At 58.3% G+C, this 22,788-nt stretch carries 13 protein-coding genes and 2 pseudogenes; 10 read left to right on the top strand and 5 right to left on the bottom strand.

The genetic code is table 11. The features are described from left to right. The first annotated feature begins 438 nt into the window (after positions 1–438). From GWG67_RS34765 to GWG67_RS34750, 4 genes are all read left to right on the top strand, one after another. Positions 439–846, top strand: coding sequence for a hypothetical protein (locus tag GWG67_RS34765; protein WP_275174132.1), 408 nt, complete (start codon positions 439–441; stop codon positions 844–846). A 1,373-nt stretch (positions 847–2,219) separates the two neighbouring features. Next, positions 2,220–3,056, top strand: a complete 837-nt coding sequence (locus tag GWG67_RS34760; protein ID WP_275174130.1) for an SDR family NAD(P)-dependent oxidoreductase — start codon at positions 2,220–2,222, stop codon at positions 3,054–3,056. A gap of 258 nt (positions 3,057–3,314) precedes the next feature. Then, positions 3,315–5,072 carry a nif-specific transcriptional activator NifA gene (gene nifA, locus GWG67_RS34755; RefSeq protein ID WP_275174128.1) on the top strand — a complete coding sequence of 586 codons (1,758 nt, stop codon included), beginning with the start codon at positions 3,315–3,317 and terminating at the stop codon, positions 5,070–5,072. Between the two features lie 408 nt (positions 5,073–5,480). Continuing rightward, a complete protein-coding gene (locus GWG67_RS34750) occupies positions 5,481–6,347 on the top strand; it encodes an electron transfer flavoprotein subunit beta/FixA family protein (protein WP_275174126.1) in 867 nt (288 codons plus the stop codon). 580 nt (positions 6,348–6,927) lie between these two features. Here GWG67_RS34750 and GWG67_RS34745 read toward each other — a convergent pair. The 4 genes from GWG67_RS34745 to gmd form a co-directional block, all read right to left on the bottom strand. After that, the gene (locus GWG67_RS34745; protein ID WP_275174124.1) at positions 6,928–8,277 is read right to left on the bottom strand and encodes an MFS transporter; all 1,350 of its coding nucleotides are present in this window, start codon (positions 8,275–8,277) and stop codon (positions 6,928–6,930) included. 151 nt (positions 8,278–8,428) lie between these two features. After that, a complete protein-coding gene (gene glmS / locus GWG67_RS34740) occupies positions 8,429–10,255 on the bottom strand; it encodes a glutamine--fructose-6-phosphate transaminase (isomerizing) (protein ID WP_275174123.1) in 1,827 nt (608 codons plus the stop codon). Positions 10,256–10,474: 219 nt separating this feature from the next. Beyond that, complete coding sequence (locus tag GWG67_RS34735; RefSeq protein WP_275174121.1) at positions 10,475–11,452, bottom strand: GDP-L-fucose synthase; 978 nt, start codon at positions 11,450–11,452, stop codon at positions 10,475–10,477. Continuing rightward, positions 11,433–12,518: a GDP-mannose 4,6-dehydratase gene (gene gmd / locus GWG67_RS34730; protein WP_275174119.1), complete on the bottom strand. Its 1,086-nt coding sequence runs from the start codon at positions 12,516–12,518 to the stop codon at positions 11,433–11,435. Before gmd ends, GWG67_RS34735 begins: the two co-directional genes overlap by 20 nt. 1,313 nt (positions 12,519–13,831) lie before the next feature. Here gmd and GWG67_RS34725 point away from each other — a divergent pair. From GWG67_RS34725 to panB, 6 genes and pseudogenes are all read left to right on the top strand, one after another. Then, on the top strand, positions 13,832–14,020 hold the full coding sequence (locus GWG67_RS34725; RefSeq protein WP_275174117.1) for a hypothetical protein: 189 nt from the start codon (positions 13,832–13,834) through the stop codon (positions 14,018–14,020). 1,505 nt (positions 14,021–15,525) lie between these two features. Next, a pseudogene (locus GWG67_RS34720) lies at positions 15,526–16,050 on the top strand (biotin synthase); the annotation flags it as partial. Between the two features lie 59 nt (positions 16,051–16,109). Further along, a complete protein-coding gene (gene panD / locus GWG67_RS34715; RefSeq protein ID WP_275174115.1) occupies positions 16,110–16,463 on the top strand; it encodes an aspartate 1-decarboxylase in 354 nt (117 codons plus the stop codon). A gap of 83 nt (positions 16,464–16,546) precedes the next feature. Continuing rightward, positions 16,547–17,443, top strand: a pseudogene (locus GWG67_RS34710) (aminotransferase class I/II-fold pyridoxal phosphate-dependent enzyme). Next, the gene (gene bioD, locus GWG67_RS34705) at positions 17,440–18,072 is read left to right on the top strand and encodes a dethiobiotin synthase (RefSeq protein WP_275174113.1); all 633 of its coding nucleotides are present in this window, start codon (positions 17,440–17,442) and stop codon (positions 18,070–18,072) included. Before GWG67_RS34710 ends, bioD begins: the two are co-directional and overlap by 4 nt. Before the next feature lie 1,418 nt (positions 18,073–19,490). Further along, positions 19,491–20,363 carry a 3-methyl-2-oxobutanoate hydroxymethyltransferase gene (gene panB / locus GWG67_RS34700; protein ID WP_275174152.1) on the top strand — a complete coding sequence of 291 codons (873 nt, stop codon included), beginning with the start codon at positions 19,491–19,493 and terminating at the stop codon, positions 20,361–20,363. 974 nt (positions 20,364–21,337) lie between these two features. Here the strand turns inward: panB and nolL are convergent. Further along, entirely contained in the window at positions 21,338–22,459 is a 1,122-nt protein-coding gene (gene nolL, locus GWG67_RS34695; RefSeq protein ID WP_275174111.1) for a nodulation factor fucose acetyltransferase NolL, read from the bottom strand. Positions 22,460–22,788: the final 329 nt, after the last annotated feature.

Here is a 22,788-nt window from a genome sequence, read left to right as displayed (position 1 = left end):
AGAGCGAACAGCTATGTATGGTCGAATTGGTGGATCCTCCGATAGCGCCTACACGCATGACGCCAGCTGGCAAACCGATGCGGGAACCGAAAGCTTCGCTGACACGTTTGCACCAGATGCGCTTAGACGAATCGACTTCTGGCGGAAGCTCATCTTCTGCGGGAGCACCAGCATACATCCTGAATGACAGACCTCCAGTGATGGAGATGGACATCACGTCTTTCAGGAGGGAAGCGAGGCGGGTTTCATGGCGATGATATCATGCACATTGCCGAGAATCCACGAGAGTATTCGGAATTCGTAGCCTCGAGGGCGAGACGTACCGCGGAAGTTGCTAGGCAATACGCGGTGAGGCGAGATTCGGACGAAGCGCGGTATTTCAGCTACCAATTGGGAAACCAGAGCGCCGGACTGATGAGAACGGAAGGCGGGTTCAGCATGACTGAATTCGAATCGGACGATTGGCGACACCAGTTTCCTGGCCGGGCTGAGATTACCTCGTTCGTGGATTTTCAGGTCGCTCATCCACTTGTCGAGAACGCCGGCGATATTCTGCTTGAGCATCAACTTCGGATCGATGGCGAACGACCATTGCTGAATTGGCATCCGGACAATCCAGAAGCACAAGCCCGTGCAGCGAAGATGGGTTTCGTTCAACTGGCTGATGGCGGCATGGTACTGGACCCTGCGCAGCATCCCGACAAGTGGACGAAGAACAGTGCCGGTGAATGGCAGCGTGCGGACAAACTTCGACTCTATCTCTCCAAAGCTGAGGAGAACGGGAGCAGTGATACCGAGAGCGCACCAGGTTCCCCCAGATACGCGTACGAGGATGATTTCATGTGACTAGCACTGTTGTTGGATGTAGCCGCAATGATGGCGGCCGCATCCGACTGCAGGAGTCCTATGCTCACGGCCGCGTGAAGCGGAGAGCGTGGTTTAGTTGACCACGAAAGCCAGGTACGAAGCTTGCGGCGCGGCATTGAGTGCTGGCCGCCAGCTACGTGTTGCGGGCCAAGGAGATCGCGCAGGCCGGCCTGGCTGAGCCTGACGTCGACCGGGGAATGGCCGGCCGTGCTCGCCGATTCCAAAAATCGGCGCCCATCACCGCGACATCGTCGAGACCCAAAACGACCGCGAGGGAGGCCGCGACGATGCTCGAACAGCCCGCGCTTCTCTGCCTCCGCAATCCCGACCAGTTCCGAGGACACGAGCGCTACCAGTTTAGCGCGCGGACCAAAGGGGTGCCTTATTCCACGCCGAACCACTTACCACGAGGCTGCTCGGGCTAATTAATGGCCTGCCGAGATCATCGGCCTGATAGTGCTGGCGTCGACCCATCTGCTTGGCGAGGTATATCGCAGAAACGAAACGGTGGTGATTTCCGCCCCGGGTGCAACGCCTGGCCGGCCGACCGTTAATACGGCTGCTTGTGCGACGGATGCTATGCCGGCACGATCAGGCGTACGGGTGCGAAGCCTCGGCCAATACTACGAGCGCCAGCGGCTTGGCTACGTAATGCTTCGCGCCAAGATGCGTAAGCCGTGTCGTCCGGAAGGGCTTTGGCCGTATCATCATCGCAGCCAAAAAGTGCCATCCCCGAGCAGACGGCGAAGAGCACAGTGATTGTTGTCCGGCGTTCAACGCAGCAGGCCAATCACGTGTAATTGTTCCAGCAGCAACAAGGGCGCGCCCGGTGGATAGATCGCCCTTGCTGGGCAATCTGTTTGCCACTAGCTAGTCTTCTTATTCATTTTATTCATTCATGCGCCCATCACGTCCTTTTTGTTGGACCTTGCGAGCAGCACGACCCCTGGCCCATCGTATCGGATTGATCAACAGCCGCGTGTGCGCGCGCACAGCGGCCGAGAAGGAATCGCACGAACTAGCATCGGTCCTGATCTCCGCCAAGGGGAGCTTTGATCTATCTTGCCCTGGCGAATGAGCCTCAGGCCACCTGGGCAGAGCGATGTAGTCAGCTCGCGGTGCAAACGCCGGCTTCTCGACCCGAAAATCGAGCCCGCACGCATTTGTAACGCGCCCGGAAACACGGCGATGGTCCTGCCATTGACGGGGCGTTGCCATTGTAGAAAAGCGAACAGGCGAGATGTTCGGAATCTGCCATTTGGGTCGCAAAGGTTCGCCGCTTGTGCCCTGCGTCGCTTTGGCCCGGATCCTGCACCAGGTGCTCAGCCGAGGGAAGCGGACGGGAGCGGCATGTGAATCTAGGTCTACTAAATGAACAGGCGGTCCCAGCTCAATCGTCGGACACGGACTTTGGCGGTCCAACTCACGCCGATCGAGCGCGCCGCCTGCTGCGTGAGCGGAAGACGCTGGTGTTGACCGGAGCATCGCGCGGTATCGGTCGCGCCACCGGAAAATTGTTTTCGCAGGCCGGTTGGCGCGTCATTTCTTGCGCGCGCCAACCATTCGACGCGGTGCGCTGCCCATGGAATTCAGAGGGCGACAGCTATATCAAAGTCGACCTGAGCGACCATCGGACGCTGCCGCGCGTGATTGCCGAGATCAAGGAGTGCCTTGCCGGCGCACCATTGCATGGACTGATAAACAATGCCGGAACGTCACCAAAAATGCCGAACGGTGCCCGGCTGACGTCACTGGCGACCTCAGTCGATACCTGGATGCGCGTGTTCCACCTCAATCTGGTGGCGCCGATCCTTCTCGCCCAAGGTCTGTTCGATGAGCTAAAAGCGGCTTCAGGCTCGATCGTCAATGTGACTTCGATCGCCGGCTCGCGCGTGCATCCATTTGCAGGCACGGCATATGCGACTTCGAAAGCTGCGCTCGCTTGTCTCACGCGCGAAATGGCGCACGATTACGCCTCACATGGCATTCGCGTCAATGCGGTCGCGCCTGGAGAAATCAAGACGGACATTTTGTCGCCTGCCACGGAAGCGCATCTTGTGCCAAAGATCCCACTTCGCCGAGTGGGTACACCCGAGGAAGTCGCCAAGGTCATTTTCTTCCTATGTTCAGATGCGGCAAGTTATGTCACTGGCGCCGAAGTCCCGATCAATGGCGGACAACACTTGTGATGAACTCGCTCCAGGCGAAGCCCGGTTCATCTGAGCCATCCCGGATGGACGTCATTTTGGCCAGGGCGAATCCGCCAGGGAGTTGAAAGAATAACGCAGCGAAATCTAGTCACTGTAGGTGCTGCCGACGTGCCAAGAAGAGGCGTCATCTCTCGCACCGCCCTGAGAACCGGATGTCAGATCGAGGGGCATGCAACACGCGTCCAACAAGTCCGATCAAGATCATGGGAGGATCAAGAAAGGAACGGAGAAGTCGTTATGCTGGACAACGTTTCCCTGCGCGAAAAACTAAACTCAACCTCCGAAGCGGACCCCTCCGGTTATATTGTGCCGTCGCAAGAGAAATCGTTAAGCACGGTCTTTGAAATAGCGCACACGCTGACCGGCCTAGCCCGGCTCGAAGCCAAGCTGGAGAGCGTCATCGAGCGTCTGCAATCGCTCGTGCAGATGCGCCGCGGCATCGTGTGTCTCTTCGGTCATGACGGCGTGCCGCCGATCATCATAGGCGACGGTCGGAACGAAGACCGCGATTCCCGCCGCGCGGTGCGCTTGCCGCAAGGAGCAATTGATCAAATCGTGGCGTCGGGGCAGCCGCTCATCGCCGAGAACGTAGCGCTGCATTCGGCCTTTAGTTCTTCGGATGTCGAGATGCTAGATGCTGCCGCCGTTAATACGCGTGTTGCATTCATCGGCGTTCCCATAGACATTGACGAGAAAGTTGCGGGTACGCTGAGCATTGACCGTATCGCGGACAACGGGATGCGCGCGCAGCTCGATGACGACCTCCACCTGCTGACCATGGTCGCTAGCCTTGTGGGCCAGACCGCGAAGCTGCATTCCATTTTTGAGCGCGATCGCGGGCGCCTTATGGACGAGGAATTCCGGCTGCAGAAGCAGCTGTCCGAACCAAAGCCTCATGGGCGGGAGCGTAAGAAGGTTCAAGTCGACGGAATTATTGGCGATAGCCCGGCGCTCCGCGCGTTACTTGAGAAGGTCGAGGTGATCGCAAAATCCAACAGCACGGTTCTGCTGCGCGGCGAATCGGGTACCGGAAAAGAGCTGGTCGCGAAGGCTATTCACGAGCATTCAGCGCGGACCAAACGCCCCTTTATCAAGCTGAATTGCGCAGCCCTGACTGAGACGGTGCTAGAATCCGAATTGTTCGGTCACGAGAAGGGGGCGTTTACGGGCGCCTTCAATGCGCGCAAGGGTCGCTTCGAGCTCGCCGACAAGGGAACGTTGTTTCTGGATGAGATCGGTGAGATCTCGGCGTCTTTCCAGGCGAAACTTCTGCGCGTGCTTCAGGAGCAGGAATTCGAGCGGGTGGGCGGCAATCAGACGATCAAGGTCGACGTCCGCGTGATTGCAGCGACGAACAGGAATCTTGAAGAGGCGGTGGCAAGGAGGGAGTTTCGTGCCGATCTCTATTACCGCATCAGCGTGGTTCCTCTGCAACTGCCCCCGCTGCGTGAAAGACGCACTGATATTCCGCTTCTCGCCGCTCGCTTCTTGATGAACTTCAACAATGAAAACGGCCGTGCTCTGGTGTTCGATTCAAGTGCGATTGAGGTCCTCATGAGTTGCGAATTTCCCGGTAATGTCCGCGAGCTCGAGAACTGCGTGCAGCGGACCGCGACCCTCGCGCAAGGATCGTCGATCGTAAGACATGATTTTGCATGCTGCCACGGGCAATGCCTGTCGGCCATGCTATGGAACTGTGGTCCGGTGGAAATGGCGCGACAGCCGAGCCCGAATTTCTCACTTCCCGCGACGCTGAGCATGCCGCCTCCAGAAGCTATAACAGCCGTTCAGCCGGTAAGCAGCGAGCTGACACCGCTAGGGCCACCGGGGCGCCCCGCGGTGGGTGCTGCGAAACTCACCGATCGCGAGCGCGTCATCGCCGCCATGGAAAGATCCGGGTGGGTACAGGCGAAAGCCGCGCGCCTGCTTGGACTAACCCCGCGCCAGATTGGCTATGCCTTGCGAAGACACGGTGTCGAGATCAAGCGCTTCTGAACGAAGCGTCGGGCTCGCTCCTCTCTCGCGCTCGTCCGACTAGGATAGGAGAGCGTGGCAAGAGGCGCTTGCCAGCTCTGATGCATGATGCTGATGCTCGCCTTATGTCTTGGTTGGATACGCTCGCCGGTGAGGTATCGGGCGTCTTCGCGTCGGCTTGTCTTGTCATCCGTCTGTTTGCAACGTATTCGCCCTGAAAACTGGTTTGGCGAGAAGCCGGCGCGTGGTTGCTGCGGCTCCGTTGCTGCTCGTAACTCAGATCAGCTCGAGATCACGACCATGCTCAAGCCGTCGCAGTTGCGACAACCGACTCGCCGTCAGTCTTTATATGCCTTCCTCATCGGCGAAATGCCTGGGGTGGTATGACATTTGCTCGTCGGGAGCCGGCTCAGCATCTTAGGAGAAGTAATGCACAGCATCGTCTGCATCAAACAGGTCCCGGACTCCGCGCAAATCCGCGTACACCCTGTTACGAATACAATCATGCGCCAGGGCGTGCCGACAATCATCAACCCATATGATCTCTTCGCACTGGAAGCTGCGCTCGAGCTACGAGATAGGTTCGGCGGCGAAATTACCGTCCTCACAATGGGGCCACCGTCGGCCGAAGAATCTCTCCGAAAGGCACTGACATTTGGTGCCGATCGCACTGTCCTACTCACCGATCGCAGCTTCGCGGGCTCCGATACGCTGGCGACGAGTTACGCGCTGGCGTGCGCGGTTCGCACTATCGGGAGGGAATATGGCCCGCCGGACGTGATATTCACTGGCAAGCAGACGATCGACGGCGATACGGCGCAGGTGGGGCCTGGCATCGCAAAGAGGCTCGGGGTCCAGCAGCTTACGTACGTCTCCACAATCAAAGCGTTGGACTTCAAAGCACGCACAATCGAGGCGGAACGGCGCTGCGAAGGCGGCGTCCAGGTGTTGCGTTCCAAGCTGCCGTGTCTGGTCAGCATGTTAGAGGCAACCAATCAAATTCGCCGCGGCGCAATGATAGATGCGCTGCGTGCCGCCCGGGCCACAATCGTAAAATGGAGCGCCCAAAATGCTGGCGTGGATGACATGGCCAAATGCGGTCTGAGGGGGTCGCCGACGGTGGTCAAACGTGTTTTCGCGCCCGCCGCGCGCGCGGAGAAGGCGACGTGGGTGGAGGCGGCCGAGCAGCCGGCGCAAGCATTGATCGACGCCATGTTCAAGCACAACCCTATGCTTGAGGAGGAGCTCGCACAGCTCGCGCGCGGTACCTCGTCCGCACAAGCGACCGGCGCGTGAAGTCGCGGCCGATCGAGCAGAGCCAGCGATGGCCTGGGTCGTGGTCATGCATTGGCCCGTCGCTCGATTGCACGAGGAAGATCGACCTTTCGGCCGCTCCTTTCGAAATACATAAAACGGGTGAGCATCCGACTTGCGTATCTGAGCGCCGAGCGGCCGGTATCTGATCCACATACCAGACCTCTCGTAAGTTCGGCGCGAGACATCGGTTCGCTCGGGAATTCATCCAGCTTGACGGACGTGGCCGTTCAGTTTGTGTGGCAGCCGTACAGAGTACCCCGCCGAATTCGCTGCGCGGAGCTCGCGCGAGGGATCTATCCCTCGCGCGAGATCTGGGTGTTTCGCGTGACTGCAAAGTGCGGGCATTATCATCGTCCCCTCGATGACAGAACAGGGGTTAGCTGATAATGCTCAGCCATCCCCGGTCAACATCAGCGCCAGCTCGTCCCGATACTGCCCGCGATCGCACAGGAAGAACCGTGACCGGCAGAGTCGGCCGCGCACCACCGTGAGATCACCGCAAGGGCAGTCACGCACGAAGTTCGGTCTCGGGCCGTCAACGTCGCCGTGGGCGCGCGTGCTAATGCGTGGCAAATTGCGCGGTTACGGCCCTGTTAGACCGCTCGGGTCTCGCCGGTTTCGCAACTCTCTTTGTGCTTCCTGGATAAATCGTGAGCGCGGCGATGATGCCGAGCAAAGCTGCAAACATTAGCCAAAAACCTGGCGAAGCCTTGTCATCGGTCCGATGGATCAGCCAAGTTGATGCGAGCGGCGTCAACGTGCCAAAGAGAGCTGCGGCGAGTGAGAAGGCCAAAGAAAAGCAGGTTGTGCGAACGTGCTTCGGCACGATTTCGACTAGAGCGCCCAACATGGCCCCGCTATAGGTGCCAAAGTAGAACGAGAATATCATCTCCACCACCAGCATCTTGCCAAAGCTTGGGTCGGTCACGAGCCAAGACAACGCCGGATACACGGTCACCAAGGCGAGGCCGGCAATCGTCACCAAGATCGGCTTCCGGCCGATTTTGTCTGAAATCGCGCCGCCAATTGGGTTCCAGATGAAGTTCGTCACGGCGACCAAAAGCGTTACCAAGAGCGTGTTCTGCGACGACAGCTGCAATACGTGCTTGCCGAATGTAGGCGTGTACACCGTGACGAAATAGAAGGTCGTAGTCGTCAGCATCGCGATCATCATGCCGAGAATGACAATGCGCCAGTTCGCAACTGTGGAGGCGAAGACCTCGCGGGCCGTTGGGTGGTTCTTCATGACCAGAAACTCCGGAGTTTCCTCCAGTGTCCGGCGCAGGAGGAAGATAAGCGGAACGATCAAGCAGCCAAGGAAGAACGGGATCCGCCAGCCCCATGAGGCAACCATTTCAGCCGGAAGTGCTTCGCTCAAAAAATATCCGATAAGAGCCGCGACAAAGATCGCAACCTGCTGGCTCGAGGACTGAAACGACGTGTAAAAACCGCGGTTGCCCGGAGTGGCAATCTCGGAGAGGTAGACGGAAACGCCGCCAACCTCAACGCCGGCAGAAAATCCCTGCAACAGCCGTCCGAACAGCACGATCACGGGTGCGGCAATGCCGATCGTCGCGTAGCCGGGACAAAAGGCGATGATGATGGTGCCAATGGCCATGATCGAAAGCGTGATCACCAGGCCTTGCCGACGGCCAATCTGGTCAATATAGGCTCCAAGCACGATCGCGCCAACAGGTCGCATCAAGGCACCCAGCCAGAACACACCGAAAGTGTTGAGCAGTGAAGCCGTTTCGCTCTCTGATGGAAAGAACGCGTTTCCGATGGTACTGGCGTAGAACCCAAACAAAAAGAAGTCGAACTGCTCGAGGAAGTTGCCGCTCGTCGCACGTAAGATGGCGCCAATGCGCGATTTGGCATTTGACGCGTGCCCAATGGACGCTGGTGACATGGCGAGCTTCCTCTCGTTTGAAATGGCCGGTTCCGGAGAAAATCTCACGCCGGCCGAGTGCGTTTCATGGCCGTGAATCTGCCATCATGGCGCTATCGACCAAGCTGTAAGCGCCTGACGTTTCCGGCATATTTTCGGCAATTGGCATGGCTCATTCGACGGTTACCGATTTCGCAAGATTTCGCGGTTGGTCGACGTCCGTGCCCATGAAGTTGGCCGTGTGATAGGCCAGGAGCTGCACCGGAATCGCATAGACAATGGGCGTAAATGTCGTCCCCATTTCCGGCAGCACGATCGTCGCGAGTGTATCCATGGACACCTCCGCGGCTCCGCAAGCGTCCGTTATCAAGATAATCCTGCCGCCGCGTGCGGCGACCTCCTGCATGTTCGAGGTGGTCTTTTCGAAGAGCCGGTCGCAAGGAGCGATGACGATTACGGGAACGCTCTCGTCGACCAGGGCGATGGGGCCGTGCTTGAGCTCTCCCGCCGCATAGCCAGCGGCGTGAATATAGGAGATTTCCTTCAGCTTCAGGGCCCCTTCCAGCGCCAGTGGAAACGACGTGCCGCGACCAAGATATAGCACGTCACGCGATTTGGCGATGTCCCGTGCGAGCTTCTCAATCTGCGGCTCGCTGCCAAGCGCCGCTGAAACTAGCCGGGGAATTTCGATCAGCGCTCGCACGAGATCGACCTCGTCGCTCTCCGACAATTCACCCCGCGCCTTGCCCGCAGCGACCGCAAGCGCCGCCAGGACGACGAGCTGGCATGTGAACGCCTTGGTCGAGGCAACGCCGATTTCAGGTCCGGCGAGTGTCTGCAAGACCGTCTCGCTTTCGCGCGCAATGGTCGAACTCAGAACGTTCACGATCGAGAGCGTATGCAAGCCTTGCGATTTGGCATAGCGGAGCGCGGCCAGCGTATCGGCCGTCTCGCCGGACTGCGAGATGAAGATAGCAAGATCTCCCTTGCGCATCGGTGCCTCACGATAGCGAAATTCGGAGGCGACATCGAGCTCGACCGGAATACGAGCCAGCCGCTCGAACCAGTATTTGGCGATATGGCCGGCATAGCCTGCCGTACCGCAAGCCGTGATCGAGATATGTCCGATCTCGTTGAAATCAAACGGAAGCTCCTGCGGCAGCGCCACGCTCTCGGTGGCGATATCGACGTAATGCGCAAGCGTCTGCCCGATCACCTCTGGCTGTTCGTGGATTTCCTTGGCCATGAAGTGGCGGTAGTTTGCTTTGTCGACGAGAACCGACGACGCGCCAGATTTCACCACCTCGCGGCGGGCGACTGTGCCTTGTGCGTCGTAAACCACGCTGAAGTTGCGGTTGAGCACGGCCCAATCGCCGTCCTCAAGATAAGTGATCAAGTCGGTAAGGGGCGCAAGCGCGATAGCATCCGATCCGAGATACATTTCGCCTTCACCATGGCCGATCGCAAGCGGTGAGCCCTTCCGGGCGCCGATCATGAGATCGTGTTTACCCTTGAACAGGATTGCAAGCGCAAACGCGCCCACTAGCCTCGGCAGCGACGCTTTTACCGCGTCCTGCGGCGAGCAGCCGTTTTTCAGATATGAGTCGATAAGATGCGCCACCACCTCGCTGTCTGTTTCAGAAGCGAAACAGGCGCCATGCTGTTTCAGCTCCGCGCGCAGCTCGCGGAAATTCTCGATAATGCCGTTGTGGACCACCGCAACATTGTCCGTTGCATGCGGATGAGCATTGTGCTCGGTCGGCTTGCCATGAGTAGCCCAGCGCGTATGCCCGATCCCGACATGGCCTGAGAGCGGATGGCAGCGAACGCGTGTCTCAAGGTTCCTCAGCTTGCCCTCGGCGCGCCGAAGCTCGATATGATCTCCCTTGAGCGTTCCGATGCCTGCTGAGTCGTAGCCGCGATATTCCAATCGCTTAAGTGAATCGATGAGTCGATCCGCGACCGGACCGCGCCCCAAGATGCCGACAATTCCGCACATGCTAATCAGTTTACCTGGAGTTCAAAACAGAGCGTCCCGCACGGCTCGCCTGACCAATTCGCTCGCCATAGCTATCGGCCATTCTAGCCCGTGTCTGCCCTCCATCGGGCACGCGTCACCCGGCGGTGCGCGAGTTCCAAGCGACGCCGGAGCCCGGTCGAATTCGCCGGAAGATCCTAAAGCAACTTTCTGGAACCGAACAATGAGCGCCATCAGCGGCTAGCAGCTGCATGGTTCACTCCGTTTGTTCGATGTAGCCGATGCCGCCAAGAAGGCGTGGTAGGCCTGCCGCATTCCATGTGTAAGCCATGTCCTCGCGCGCCAGCCGAGGCTCGCGAGACGGCTGACGTCGAGCAGCTTGCGCGGCGTGCCGTCGGGCCGGGAGGTATCGAAACTGATCTCGCCGATGTAGCCGACGACTTCGGCGACGATGCGGGCAAACTCGGCAATGGTGATGTCCTCGCCGGTGCCGATGTTGATCAGCTCCGCGCTCGAATAGGTCTTCATCAAATGCACGCAGGCATCGGCCATGTCGTCGACATAGAGGAACTCGCGCCGCGGCGTGCCGGTGCCCCAGACTACGACGCTTCTTGCGCCCGAAACCTTGGCCTCATGGAAGCGCCGGATCAGGGCCGCGACCACGTGGCTCATTTCGGGGTGATAATTGTCGCCGGGCCCGTAAAGATTAGTCGGCATCACGCTGATGAAGTCGCACCCGTACTGGCTACGATAGGCCTCCGCCATCTTGATTCCCGCGATTTTTGCAATTGCATAAGGCTCGTTGGTCGGCTCCAGCGGGCCGGTCAGCACGGAGTCCTCGCTTAGCGGTTGGGCGGCCAGCTTCGGATAGATGCAGGACGAGCCGAGGAACATCAGCTTCTCGGCACGGTTTTGATGTGCGGCATGGATCACATTGGCCGCGATCGCGATGTTGTCGTAAATGAACTCGGCGCGCAGCGTGGCGTTGGCGACGATGCCGCCGACTTTTGCAGCGGCAAGGAACACGACTTGCGGTCGCGTCCTCGCAAACCAGTTGACCACGGCGGCCTGGTTGCAGAGATCGACCTCGCTCCGGTCCACCGTCAAGAGCCTCACATCCTCTCGCGCGAGCCGGCGTACGAGCGCGCTACCGACCATGCCGCGATGGCCGGCGATGTAGACGCTCTTGCCGTTGAGCTCAAACGGTACGTTTGCCATTGGCCGCATCCCGTTTTGCCTCCGCCAGATCGCTCGCCACCATCTCGGCGACGAGTTCCGCAAAACTCCGCTTCGATGTCCAGCCGAGCACCTCGCGTGCCTTGGTGGCATCGCCGACGAGGAGATCGACCTCGGTGGGGCGGAAGTATGTGGGATCGATCTTCACCAGGGTCTTGCCGCTCTTGGCATCGATTCCGGTCTCGTCGACGCGCGCGCCGCGCCATTCGACGCGACGGCCGACCTGCGCAAAGGACAGCTCGACCATCTCCCGCACCGAGCGCGTCTCCCCGGTGGCGAGCACGAAATCGTCCGGCTTGTCGGCCTGCAGGATCATGTGCATGCCCTCGATATAATCCCTGGCATGGCCCCAGTCGCGCTTGGCATCGAGATTGCCGAGATAGAGCGTCTGCTCGAGCCCGACCTCGATGCGCGCCACGCCGCGCGTGATCTTGCGGGTCACGAAGGTCTCGCCGCGGGTTGGGCTCTCATGGTTGAACAGGATGCCGTTGGACGCAAACATGCCGTAGGCCTCGCGGTAGTTCACGGTAATCCAGTAGCCATAGAGCTTTGCGACCCCGTAGGGCGAGCGCGGATAGAACGGCGTCGTCTCCCTTTGCGGGATCTGCTGCACGAGGCCGTAGAGCTCGGAGGTCGAGGCCTGGTAGAACCGCGTCTCCTTCTCCATGCCGAGGATGCGGATCGCCTCCAGCAGGCGCAGCACGCCGATCCCGTCGGCGTTGGCGGTGTATTCGGGGCTTTCGAAGCTGACGGCCACGTGGCTTTGGGCCGCGAGATTGTAGATCTCGGTCGGCCGGATTTGTTGCACCAGGCGGATCAGATTGGTCGAGTCCGTCATGTCGCCGTAGTGCATCAGGAACGGCACCTTGCCGACATGCGGGTCCTGGTAGAGATGGTCGAGCCGCGCGGTGTTGAACGACGACGAGCGCCGCTTGATGCCGTGCACGACATAGCCGAGCGACAGCAGATGTTCGGCGAGATAGGCGCCGTCCTGTCCAGTCACTCCGGTGATGAGAGCGACCCGCCGTTTGCTCGCTTGGTTTGACAAATCGTTTCTCTGCGCATGTTAATGTCGTCCCGCGATCGGCGACCTTTAAAGGCGTCGGCCTCCGATGCGGAAGCGTCATGCTTTCCAAGCACCGAATTCTGGACGTGTATAGGCATTGCATCGATCGCTCAACTGTACGGAGGTAAACGTTCCACATCGAAACGGTTTTGAAGGACTATACGAAAGTTTGTAATCCGGCGGATTTCGTTCGCTTCGTCGTGCGTCGCTCAACTGCTTGGGTGCGACCAGTGGAATTGCGGTGCGGACAGGTGGTAAGCGACCCGTCTGGACCGAGAAGCCGTTCCACTGTCTCTGCTTGCTCAACTCGCGCGGCGAGCCAGGCCATAGGATGGCCGCCTCGGACATGCGACCTGCTCGAAAGGGCCGATCGTTGAGCCCCGAATGAGGCAGGCATGCAGTCGGGCTCCTTGAGCTTTCGATGCGTTTATCGAGGAGGCATTGGTAATCTCCAAGGCCTGAACCCTCCTGAGATTGTCAGTAAGCTGTTAGCCAGCTCATAATCCCACCAGCTTTCGTACGATGGCCCATTGCAGCAAGGCCTGACGAAGATGTCGCGATAGGAGGATGCGTACCAAACGCTGTGGCAACGTGTATGCCTACAGCTGCTCCGTTTCGGCGCGAGCAAGCCATTTACAGGTTCGCGGTAGGCGGATCCACAACCAGCTGCATGGCCTCCAACTTCCATTCCACTTTGAGCAGCGAAGCGCTAATTTTCGGAAGGCGACCTCCACCATGAACAATATCTTAAATCGGCCATCACCACGAGGCGATGCTGCTCCGATCTTAGCATCCGGTTCTCTTGCACTCCCCGTTTCATCGCGAGATCTTGCAATGATTCGCCGAGGCGACTTCACTGAGGCGTTTCGCGGCATCGGGCGTTCTGCAATCTGAGCTCCAAATGACACATTCCCAGTTGGTCGCCCGGACGCTCTTGTACGCCAGGCGCGGTGCATTGAAGACCTTACAATCTGACGCTACGTCCGATTCAAGCCCTTTTGTCGAGAGTCGCGCATTTGGCGCGCGATCTGACGCGGACCGACTAATGCGTCCAATCTCCACTATCAACTTGCGTTGGCGTGCTGTTTCCAAGCGGGTGTTCTCGACCAAGAAGACCGCAGTCTAGCTTACTCGACGCGCTTGCGTTTACTACGAATGGTTTGTCGCATCTCAGACATTGACAGAGCGGGCGGCAGATGAAGGCAAATGAGGTGCTTTTGCGAAAGCCAACCTACGGGATCTTACGTAGGGCATGTGTCGCATTCTTTTGATGTAAAAATTGCATCGTCTTTTGCATGAAGCAGAAGAAGCCATTCCCCGACGCCAAACATTGGCGAGGCCGTGCGGAAGCGACGCGAGTAAAAGCGGAGTCGCTCAAGGACGACACATCCAGACGCAGGCTCCTCAAGATCGCCAAGGAATATGATAAGCTGGCTCGCCGCGCGGAGCAGCGGCAAAGAAATGAGGTTGACGGGCAGTTCTGATGTCCGCCGGAGCGAACGGTTGCATCGAAGGTCAAGGCGTTGTGATCGCAGCGCAAGCCTCGGCCGTCGGACGCCTCTAGGGCAAACGCCCTGATCGGTAACCCTAATGAGCGAGGCTGCTCAAAAGTGCGGTCAGCGCGTCCGAGCCTCTGGCCGTGAATCGCTTGTGAGTCAGGGTGCCGGCCACCTAGATGATGCGTTGACGGTGTTTCAGGCGTCAAGCTGGCTAACCGCTAGACATGGGAAGGAATGAGATGAAAGCCCACCCTCGGATCGCCGCAAGAGCGAAATTACAAGCCTCTCGCGCGACGAACTGGCGAAGCATTTGGCATCGCTTTGCATCATTTGCTGAAGCCGGCGACGTGCTTTGGGTGACAAAGTAACCGGCTCACCGGATCACGCCACGCGAATTGGCTTCCGCCGCCATTTTGGGTGTGGGGCGTTTCAGTCGAGCTCTGGCGTCTTGGACCAAACACGGATAGCTCAACGCGATAACGCTGCGGCTTATTAAGGCGATGCGGGTCCGGTGGACGATTCCTGACGGAACCGATGTTCTTCATCCAGATAAGTTCGGTGCAGATGATCAGAATAATTGGGACTGCCCGCCGGGGTGGCAACCGCTCGATATATCAGCCAGAGGACACGAGCCGCGCCGGCGTCAATTCTATCGGCCGAAGCAAGGAGGAACGCGTGAGGAAGCAAATCTTAGAAAAACTCGAGGCAGGGCGTGTCGGCGATTCGCCACCGAACCAGGATCTGTTCCTTCCGCTCACTTCGCGTAGGGGCCTTGTGGCTGTCACCTCGAGATCATTGGCTTCGTTCGTTCGGGGATGGGAGCATGTCTCGGTGTCGGCGCGACGGCGATCTCCAAGCTGGGACGAAATGTGCCTCGTCAAAGACCTGTTTGAGACGACGCGGCGAAATCCCTTATGAGACCGCACTCATCTGCCCAAGCAGATTTGCCGCTTGAGACGACCGGAGCCCGACGGTGTTCAAGTCGAGCGGCGGCAAAGTACTTTGCTGCTCCTACAGGCGGCGAGCACACCGTCGATGGAGCCTGTGTGACCTAGTGGTGCACAGGCCCGCCAAGGACGTGCGGGTCACCCTCTGCGCCCCAGAGCCCAATCCACTGCGCTTCTGAAGGCGGCGGGAAGCAACGCTCGCACAAGCGGCTCGTGTGCGGAATGCGACGTGCATAACCACACCAGCGAGGACTCGTCCGGGGGACAAATAGAGCAGGTCCGTGGATCCGTTATATATGTCGCGCCGCCAAAGACATTAGTGTCAGGAAAGGATCCTATGGAGCGCAACCGCGGTACGCATCGGCTAGTTGCCTGGAGTGAGGGAGTGTTGTTGCGCGTTCTTCGATGCTGCGAGGAAATCCTGCGTGAGAGTCGGATATGAGCCTGATATGAGCGCCATCCCGGCGAAACTCGGCGGCAATTCTCGTTTAAGACCGGGCAAGAGTGTTGCTTTGCGGAGCTACGCACGATGGTGTCGACTATATGATTGAGCGAAAGTCCCGGGAGGCTGTGGAAGTCGAGGGCGATAGCGGCCGCAACGGCGCGCCGGTCCGCCGCGACCGGGAAGGTGCCGAGGCGGGAGAGCTTTACGCGCTGCCATTTGCCGGCCTCCTATTTCACGGCCAGACCGTTCATCGCGGCAATTTCGATCCAAACCATGTCGAAACCTCAAGCTTCCTCAGCTTCAAGGCCGGCGGTTATTCTGAACACTGCGCCTGCTGCGCACAGGTCGTGCATTACGACACTGGCCTGAAGGCGACTCGCTTGATGGATCGCGCGGATGTGGTCGCCGCCGCGCAGCACGCCAAGGCCGCCGGGGCGACTCGCTTCTGCATGGCCGCGGCCTGGCGCAGTCCAAAGGACCACGATCTCGATCAGGTCTGCGGCACGATTGCCGCCATTAAACGTGTTGTCATGGAGACGTGCGAAACGCTCGGCATGCTCACGCCAAAGCAAGCCGCACGGCTCGCCGACGCCGGCCTCGACTTTTACAATCACAACGTGGACTTCGCTTAGGTTGTCAAACCGATAGAGGTGCTGCGCGCAAGCATCAGCGTAGGTGAAAAATGCAAATTGTCTTGATGAAGGGAACGATTCATTGCGCCTCGGTAACTGAAGCCGACCTGCACTATGAAGGCTCGATCTCGATTGATCGCGGGCTCCTGGACGCGGCCGGTATCCTGATCAACGAACGCGTCGAACTCTACAATCTTGAGACGGGGGCACGCTTTGCAACGTTTGTGACAGAAGCGCCACAAGGATCCGGCACCGTAGACGTGAACGGTGCGGCGGCCCGACTGGCGATGCCCGGTGATAAGATAAGTATCGTCGCATACGCGTCATTTGACGAGGAGGATGCAAAAGTCTTCAGGTCACGCATTGTGCTGGTTGATCGAGAAAATCGCATCCTGCCAGTTTGAATTCAAACGGCCAACGCGGGAACGTTTAATCTTCGCCGCCACTTGGAGTTTTGCGGCGTCCATCGTTGCTCAGCGAGTGAAGAATGAGTTCCGTCATTGCCGCTAAATCGGCCAGCTATGTGGCAGGTTTGGATGCGCTTAAGGAAGACGATCGCCTGCGCGGTATCATGCCGCGCATCGGGACCGACTTTTCATCAAGCGATGATCTGGCCCTGGTGAGCGCGCCGCGCATGGAAAAGGCCATGCTAACCGCGCTGGAATCCGGTACTCCGATCGGAGCCGGCGGATCACGGCTTCTGCGCGGCAACTGCGAGGTCTTCGGCGGTGGCTATTTTGCAAGTTTTCCAGTGCTGACAAGGCTGCAACAACGGCACAACCTGCTTGTCATTGAGTCTCTGGTTCACGCCAGTACTCATGAAGGGGCGCGAGCTGGCCGATCCGCTTTCAGAATCTGCGCCCACAAGGGACACGAGGATATAGAGAGCGAAATTCGCGACTGGCGTGCCGCGGGCGGAGCGGGGCAGGTCTGGATCGTAGTCGAGAGCCTCCACATCATGGATGGCGTTTCCGCACCGGTTGAAGATTCGCTCACGATCGCGGACCGGCACGATGCATTGTTGGTTGTGGGCGAGGTGCATGGGGAGGCTCTGTTGACCCTGCAGGCGGAGCCGGAGCGCCAACAGCGCCTAGCGAAACTTGTCGCGTTCAAGCATTGGGGAGATCGTTGCGCGAGGCGAGAGAAGTCCTTCGAACTCGCAGATCTTGCCCTATATCGTCGGCGAGAATGCCCGCGCCATGAGGCTAGCCTCGGCGCTACACGCTCGCGGATTTGACATCCGAGGAATTAGACCGCAAACGGTGCCGGCCGGCCGGCCGGCACGCTCCGCTTACGAATTTCACTGACGCTTAACGTCGGAGAGGAAGAGGTACATGCGATGCTCGATGCGCTCGCTGAGGAGACGAGGGACGGATCTCGATGAGTCAGCGGATCGTGGTGACCGGCACAGATACTGGGATCGGCAAAACTGTCTTTTCGGCAGGCCTTGCCCATCTCCTCGGCGCGAATTATTGGAAACCAATTCAGGCCGGTCTTAAAGAAGAGACCGACAGCCAACTGGTCGCCCGACTGGGCGGTATGTCGGCCGATCGGATCATTCCGGAGCGTTACCGTCTTAGAACGTCCGCTTCCCCGCATCATTCCGCCGAAATAGACGCAATTCGCATCGATCCCGATTCGCTCGTGGTGCCGGATGCCGGGGAGCGACCGCTCGTCATCGAAGGCGTCGGCGGACTGATGGTGCCGCTGCATTCCAACGCACTTTACATCGACGTCTTCGAGCGGTGGCGGCTTCCCGTCGTGCTTTGCGCCCGCACGCAACTCGGAACCATCAACCACTCTCTGCTGTCGATAGAGGCCTTGCGAAAGCGCCAGATCGAACTTCTTGGGATCGCATTCATCGGGGAAAGAAATTCTGAAACTGAGAGCGCAATTTGTGACATCACGCGGGTGCGTTGGTTAGGACGGCTTCCCTGGATTTCTCCTCTGACGGCAGACAGCCTGCAGGCTGTCTTCAAGGGCTCGTTTATCCCCGGCGATTTCGGGCCTTGACGCCAAACAAGAGGTGGCCAACTTGGCATCCATTCACGCCGCATGCTCTTGACAACGAAATGACCAAAGTTGTGCATGGCGACGGTGCTTATCTCTACACTGCGCCATCGGATCAAAAATGAAATCGCATCCTGGTGGATCGTCACTCACGGCCATTACTATCCGCAAATCGCGAGCGCGATTTAGAAGAACAGGCCGGCAAGCTGACCAAATCATGTTCGCCGGCTCCACGCACGATCCGGCTGAAGAGGTCGCTCGGCTCCTTTTGAACCTCGCACCCCGAGGCGCCGAACATGTTTTCTACTCGGATAGTAGCTCAGCCAGCGTGGAAGTCGCCTTGAAGATGGGACTCTGCTATTTTGCAAACGTTCGCCGTTGCGGCACAATCACAGCACACGATCTGAAGACGAGATAGACCGGGCTATCTCGCAGGCGTTAGCCCCAAGCTTCACGCCATCTTTAAAGACCGCAATCTCTTGCTGCGCCCATTCGGTAATACGATTTACATGATGCCGCCGTATTGCGTAATAGCAGGAGACCTGGCTGAAAGTTATTACGCGTCTGTGACGGTGCCGATGCGCTGGCCTGAAGACGCGCGCGGGAGTGCAAGATCCAGGAGTCCGAGCTGTCGTCCGCTTCTCGAACACTTGAGAGAGCCTTGCCCTAGACTGCCTACGAAATTGACGATTGTTGCTTCGCATCCTGCAATGTCGGTGCGGCCGGCCGGGAGACCGCGGGCTTCGCCGGCCGGTCCACAGTGTGACCGTGCGTTCGTTTTCCATCCGATCGCGTCATGGCGAGTGGGTACCCGTTGAGGATGCCTACCCGAATCCGCCATGAGGTGATGAAGTTATGCGTCCATTGGTGACGGTCTGTTGCGGAAGGTCGTTCGTCATTTTGATTAGAGAAGATCGGCCTGGCGGCGGGTCTGATCAAGAGGCGACGCACGCGAAGATGGTGGACACGTCATCCGCATTCTGGAGTGTGAGGCAGCCGTGCGAGCGCCGGTGCATCTTCCCTATTTCGTTCGCCTGGATCACGCATCGGAATGTGCCTGCAGTCCTCCGAAGCCGCGGCTTTGAGCGCCAATCAACGGCCATACGAAATCGACTTGCCGCCTTAACGTGGGCTTTGGCACGTCGATCGGACCCTCATAAGGACATTCACTGTCGCCGCGTGCGTGCATCGTCTACAGGCCGCCGTTTTGAGTCGCAGAATGTTTGGATGGTGGAGTCCCAGAACCACCTCGCAGAGGAACATCTTGAAAGAGTTTGTTTGCTGATCGCGCAATCATTGGAAGCTTTGTGCTCTCCAACTTCTCAGCGACGCGTCTTTTCGGCCTCCCTATTGACAGAGACCATTTGCTCTTCCAAGGGAAAGGCCATTTCCAGAAACATGCGGGCCGGGTCCGATCGAACATGAGTCACATTTCGCAGCTGCCAGTTGAGCGCGTCACGATTCCAGTTCTGCAACGATTCAAAGAGGAGAGGCGTGCCATCGTCATGACCACGGCTTATGATGCGGTAACGGCGCGTATCGCCGATCCTGTGGTCGACCTCATTCTTGTTGGCGATAGCGTCGGCAACGTATGCCTTGGGTTTGATGACACTTTACCGGTCAGCATGGCGATGATGAATCACCACCTGGAAGCGGTCGCGCGGACAAGGCCTCGGGCCATGCTTGTAGCTGACATGCCGTTTCTTAGCTTTCATCTCAGTCCCGACGACACGATACGCAACGCTGGAGGCTTCCTTCAGCGTGGCGCCGATGCCGTCAAGCTTGAGGGAGGGGGTAAGCGTGTCGAGACGATCCGAGCCTTGGTGAATTGCGAAATTCCCGTGATGGGCCATATAGGTCTCACGCCACAAAGCGTCAACGCAATGGGTGGCTTCAAGGTACAAGGTCGGAACGCCGACGATGCCCTACGTCTGCTTGACGATGCGCACCAGCTACAGCATGCGGGATGCTTTGCTCTTGTCCTTGAAGGCATCCCGGCTGAGCTCGCTGCCCGAGTGACTGAATCTCTGACCATACCAACGATTGGGATCGGAGCGGGTCCAAGTTGCTCAGGGCAAGTCCTAGTGTTCCACGACGTGTTGGGGCTCGCAGGAAGCCATTATCCAAAATTCGTGCGTGTCTATGTAGAGGGCCATCAGCTGCTGCAGGAGGGCCTCTCGCGCTGGGCAGCTGATGTCCGTAGCGGAGCATTCCCTGCGGCGCAGGAGTCATATCGGCTTCCGGACGGCTTGCGCGGGGCGGTCGTAAACTGGACGCCTTCCAAGTCAAGCTAGTGCAAGGTCCAACATGCAAACGAGCAAGTACGGTCGGGGAACTGCGCGGCGCCATTGCAGAGGAGCGCCAGTCCGATAACGAGGCGGGGCTTGCTGCGACGATACGTTGGCCGCACGATCGTCATCTAGCCCAGGCCGAAAGCTCGACGACCTCCGTTATCACCGTTAGTGAGCGCCTTCCTCGCACCCGCCCTAGTTGAGACCAAAAGAGGATCTCGGCAGATCGTCTCGTGACTTCCCAAACGGTGGCCGTGCCGCGAAGCGGCTCGGGTTCGTCTCTGCGCCAGATCCCGGGAGACTTGTCCGGCTTTATTTGAGACCTCGTCGAACCGGCGAGCCCGCCAAGCCTCGACACGCTTGCATTTTCGCGGCCATGCAAAGTACGTGTGCAAGCTGTTTCATCGTGGAGCCATTGTCGCATGCATTGGACGCGGGAGTTCAACAACGCGCGGTCGTGCGCCGCATGATCGTTAATCTCAATTAAATCTTCCGATCGAGATCGTCACCGTCTCGAGACGGTGAGAAGCAGACAGGCTCGCGATGAGCAATCGGATCGCCTCAACGAACAAGAACGGCTTGTTGGTTTCCAAAGGCCTTTTACTTCGGGCAGCTGCGGGTCTAGACGGAGATTCGAACGACTGGGAGATCTCGGGTTCAGTACGGCAGTCGAAGAACCATCTTGTTGAGTGTGAATGGATTGGCTTCGATCTGGGAAAACTGACGGCTAGACGACTGGTACAGCCGAAGCTAATCTCACGGCACTCGACCGTATTTGGATGGACGGCAATGGGCTGAGTTCGCCGGTGCCATACAACTGAGAGCAATACACGCTCGATTGGGTTGCTCTTATGCCGATCATCGCCTCGACGGCGGCTCGCCGTCGCCGCCGGATCTGGGTTCGAAAGCTATTCCAGCGGCTTCACAAGTCGTTGCTATCGGCACCCTGCCGTACTCAAACAATCAAATGGATACAGCTAGTTCATTGCAGGTTTGGCTTGCGGGAGACCTGAGCGTGGCGGCATTCCAAGGACGAGCTGAGACAGATATGGAACGCCTCGAACGATCGAGCGGATCGTTAGGGCGATCGCAATGATCGCGGCCCCGAGCACACCCGCGATGATCAACCGGGTCGTGAGATCCCAAAGCTCTCCGAATTGTATGAAATCCATGAGACGGAACACGGTACCCTGGACCAGGTAGAGCAGCAGCGTGGTCTGGCCCAACTCCACAGCGATAAAGCGGGCCATTCGATTTGAATGGCCAAAGCGCCAGCATTGCAACAGGAGTACGATAGCGATTGCGGACGCAGCTGCAGAGCCAACAAACATCACAAGCACGTCTTGAGTTGACCGAAAGTCGTGAATTACCCCAAGATTGTTGTAGACATAGGTGCTCTTGCCCCAAGCTAGAAAGCATACGCAGGTCACAATTGAGAGAAATAAAATCAGGAGCGGCTTGTGATGTCGCAATGCACTGGTCGATCGTTCTCCCGATTGAGCAAGCAAGAAGCCGAAGCAGAAGAACGGGTAAGTAAATCTGATCAGCGGTGATATGGAGAATGTCAGAGGCACGAGCGCGACCAGTATGGCTGAGCCAGTTATGACCCACGATCGGCGGGTAAGGATGGTAGAAATCTTGATGAGAAGGTAGGAAATAAACGTGGCCCAGATGAACCAATACGTGCCAGCGAGATCGTCTAGAACTTCCGAAAGTCCGCTTGTTAGGCTGGTCGCGCGCCACAACGCCGCCAACTTAGCTGTCTCCATTATTGCCCACCAAAACAGCATCGGCAGCAACAGCTGCTTCGCACGGTCGCTGGCGGCTCGAGTGAACGGCTTTTGCAGCAGCGATCGAGCAGAAAGATATCCGCTTATCGCCATAAAAAGTGGCATGTGGAACATATAGATCAATTTGTAGTACGGTGAATACCAAAATCCGTCGTCTCGGTAGATGACATACTGGATCAGGTGCCCAACAATCACCAAAACAATGAGGGCACCTTTCGCGAAATCTAAACTGAGATCGCGATCGTATGCCTCTGCCGTGCGCGAGCTGGGGACGTTCGTTCGAGTCACGGGTAGCAATGTATCAAACATCTAGATATCTGTTGTTGAGGAGCCGGCGGCCCGTTGTCCGCTTCTTCTGCCTCATTTTTGATCCAAACGAAAGGCGATGGCGGGAGTTTTTGGAAGGAGGATAGGCTCAGCTTGTTAGGCCTTCCACGAACCAGCTGTGAGCCGCGCATCTCTGAATGCCTCGCGGAACTTTGTGGCAAAGACAAGATACCCTAATTTCGCACACGGCCGTAGCGGCATAGGCGCGGCATACGACTTGCGGACGTGTTTGCGGGAGGAAGACTGTCACGCTCAGTCTCCCGCTCGGCCCGACGCATCTCAGACCCGGCAGATGCGTCGGGCTTCCTTGG

The sequence above is a fragment of the Bradyrhizobium sp. CSS354 genome (genome assembly GCF_029051725.1).
In the GTDB taxonomy this organism is placed as follows: domain Bacteria; phylum Pseudomonadota; class Alphaproteobacteria; order Rhizobiales; family Xanthobacteraceae; genus Bradyrhizobium.
This window is presented reverse-complemented; position numbering and strand designations above follow the sequence as displayed.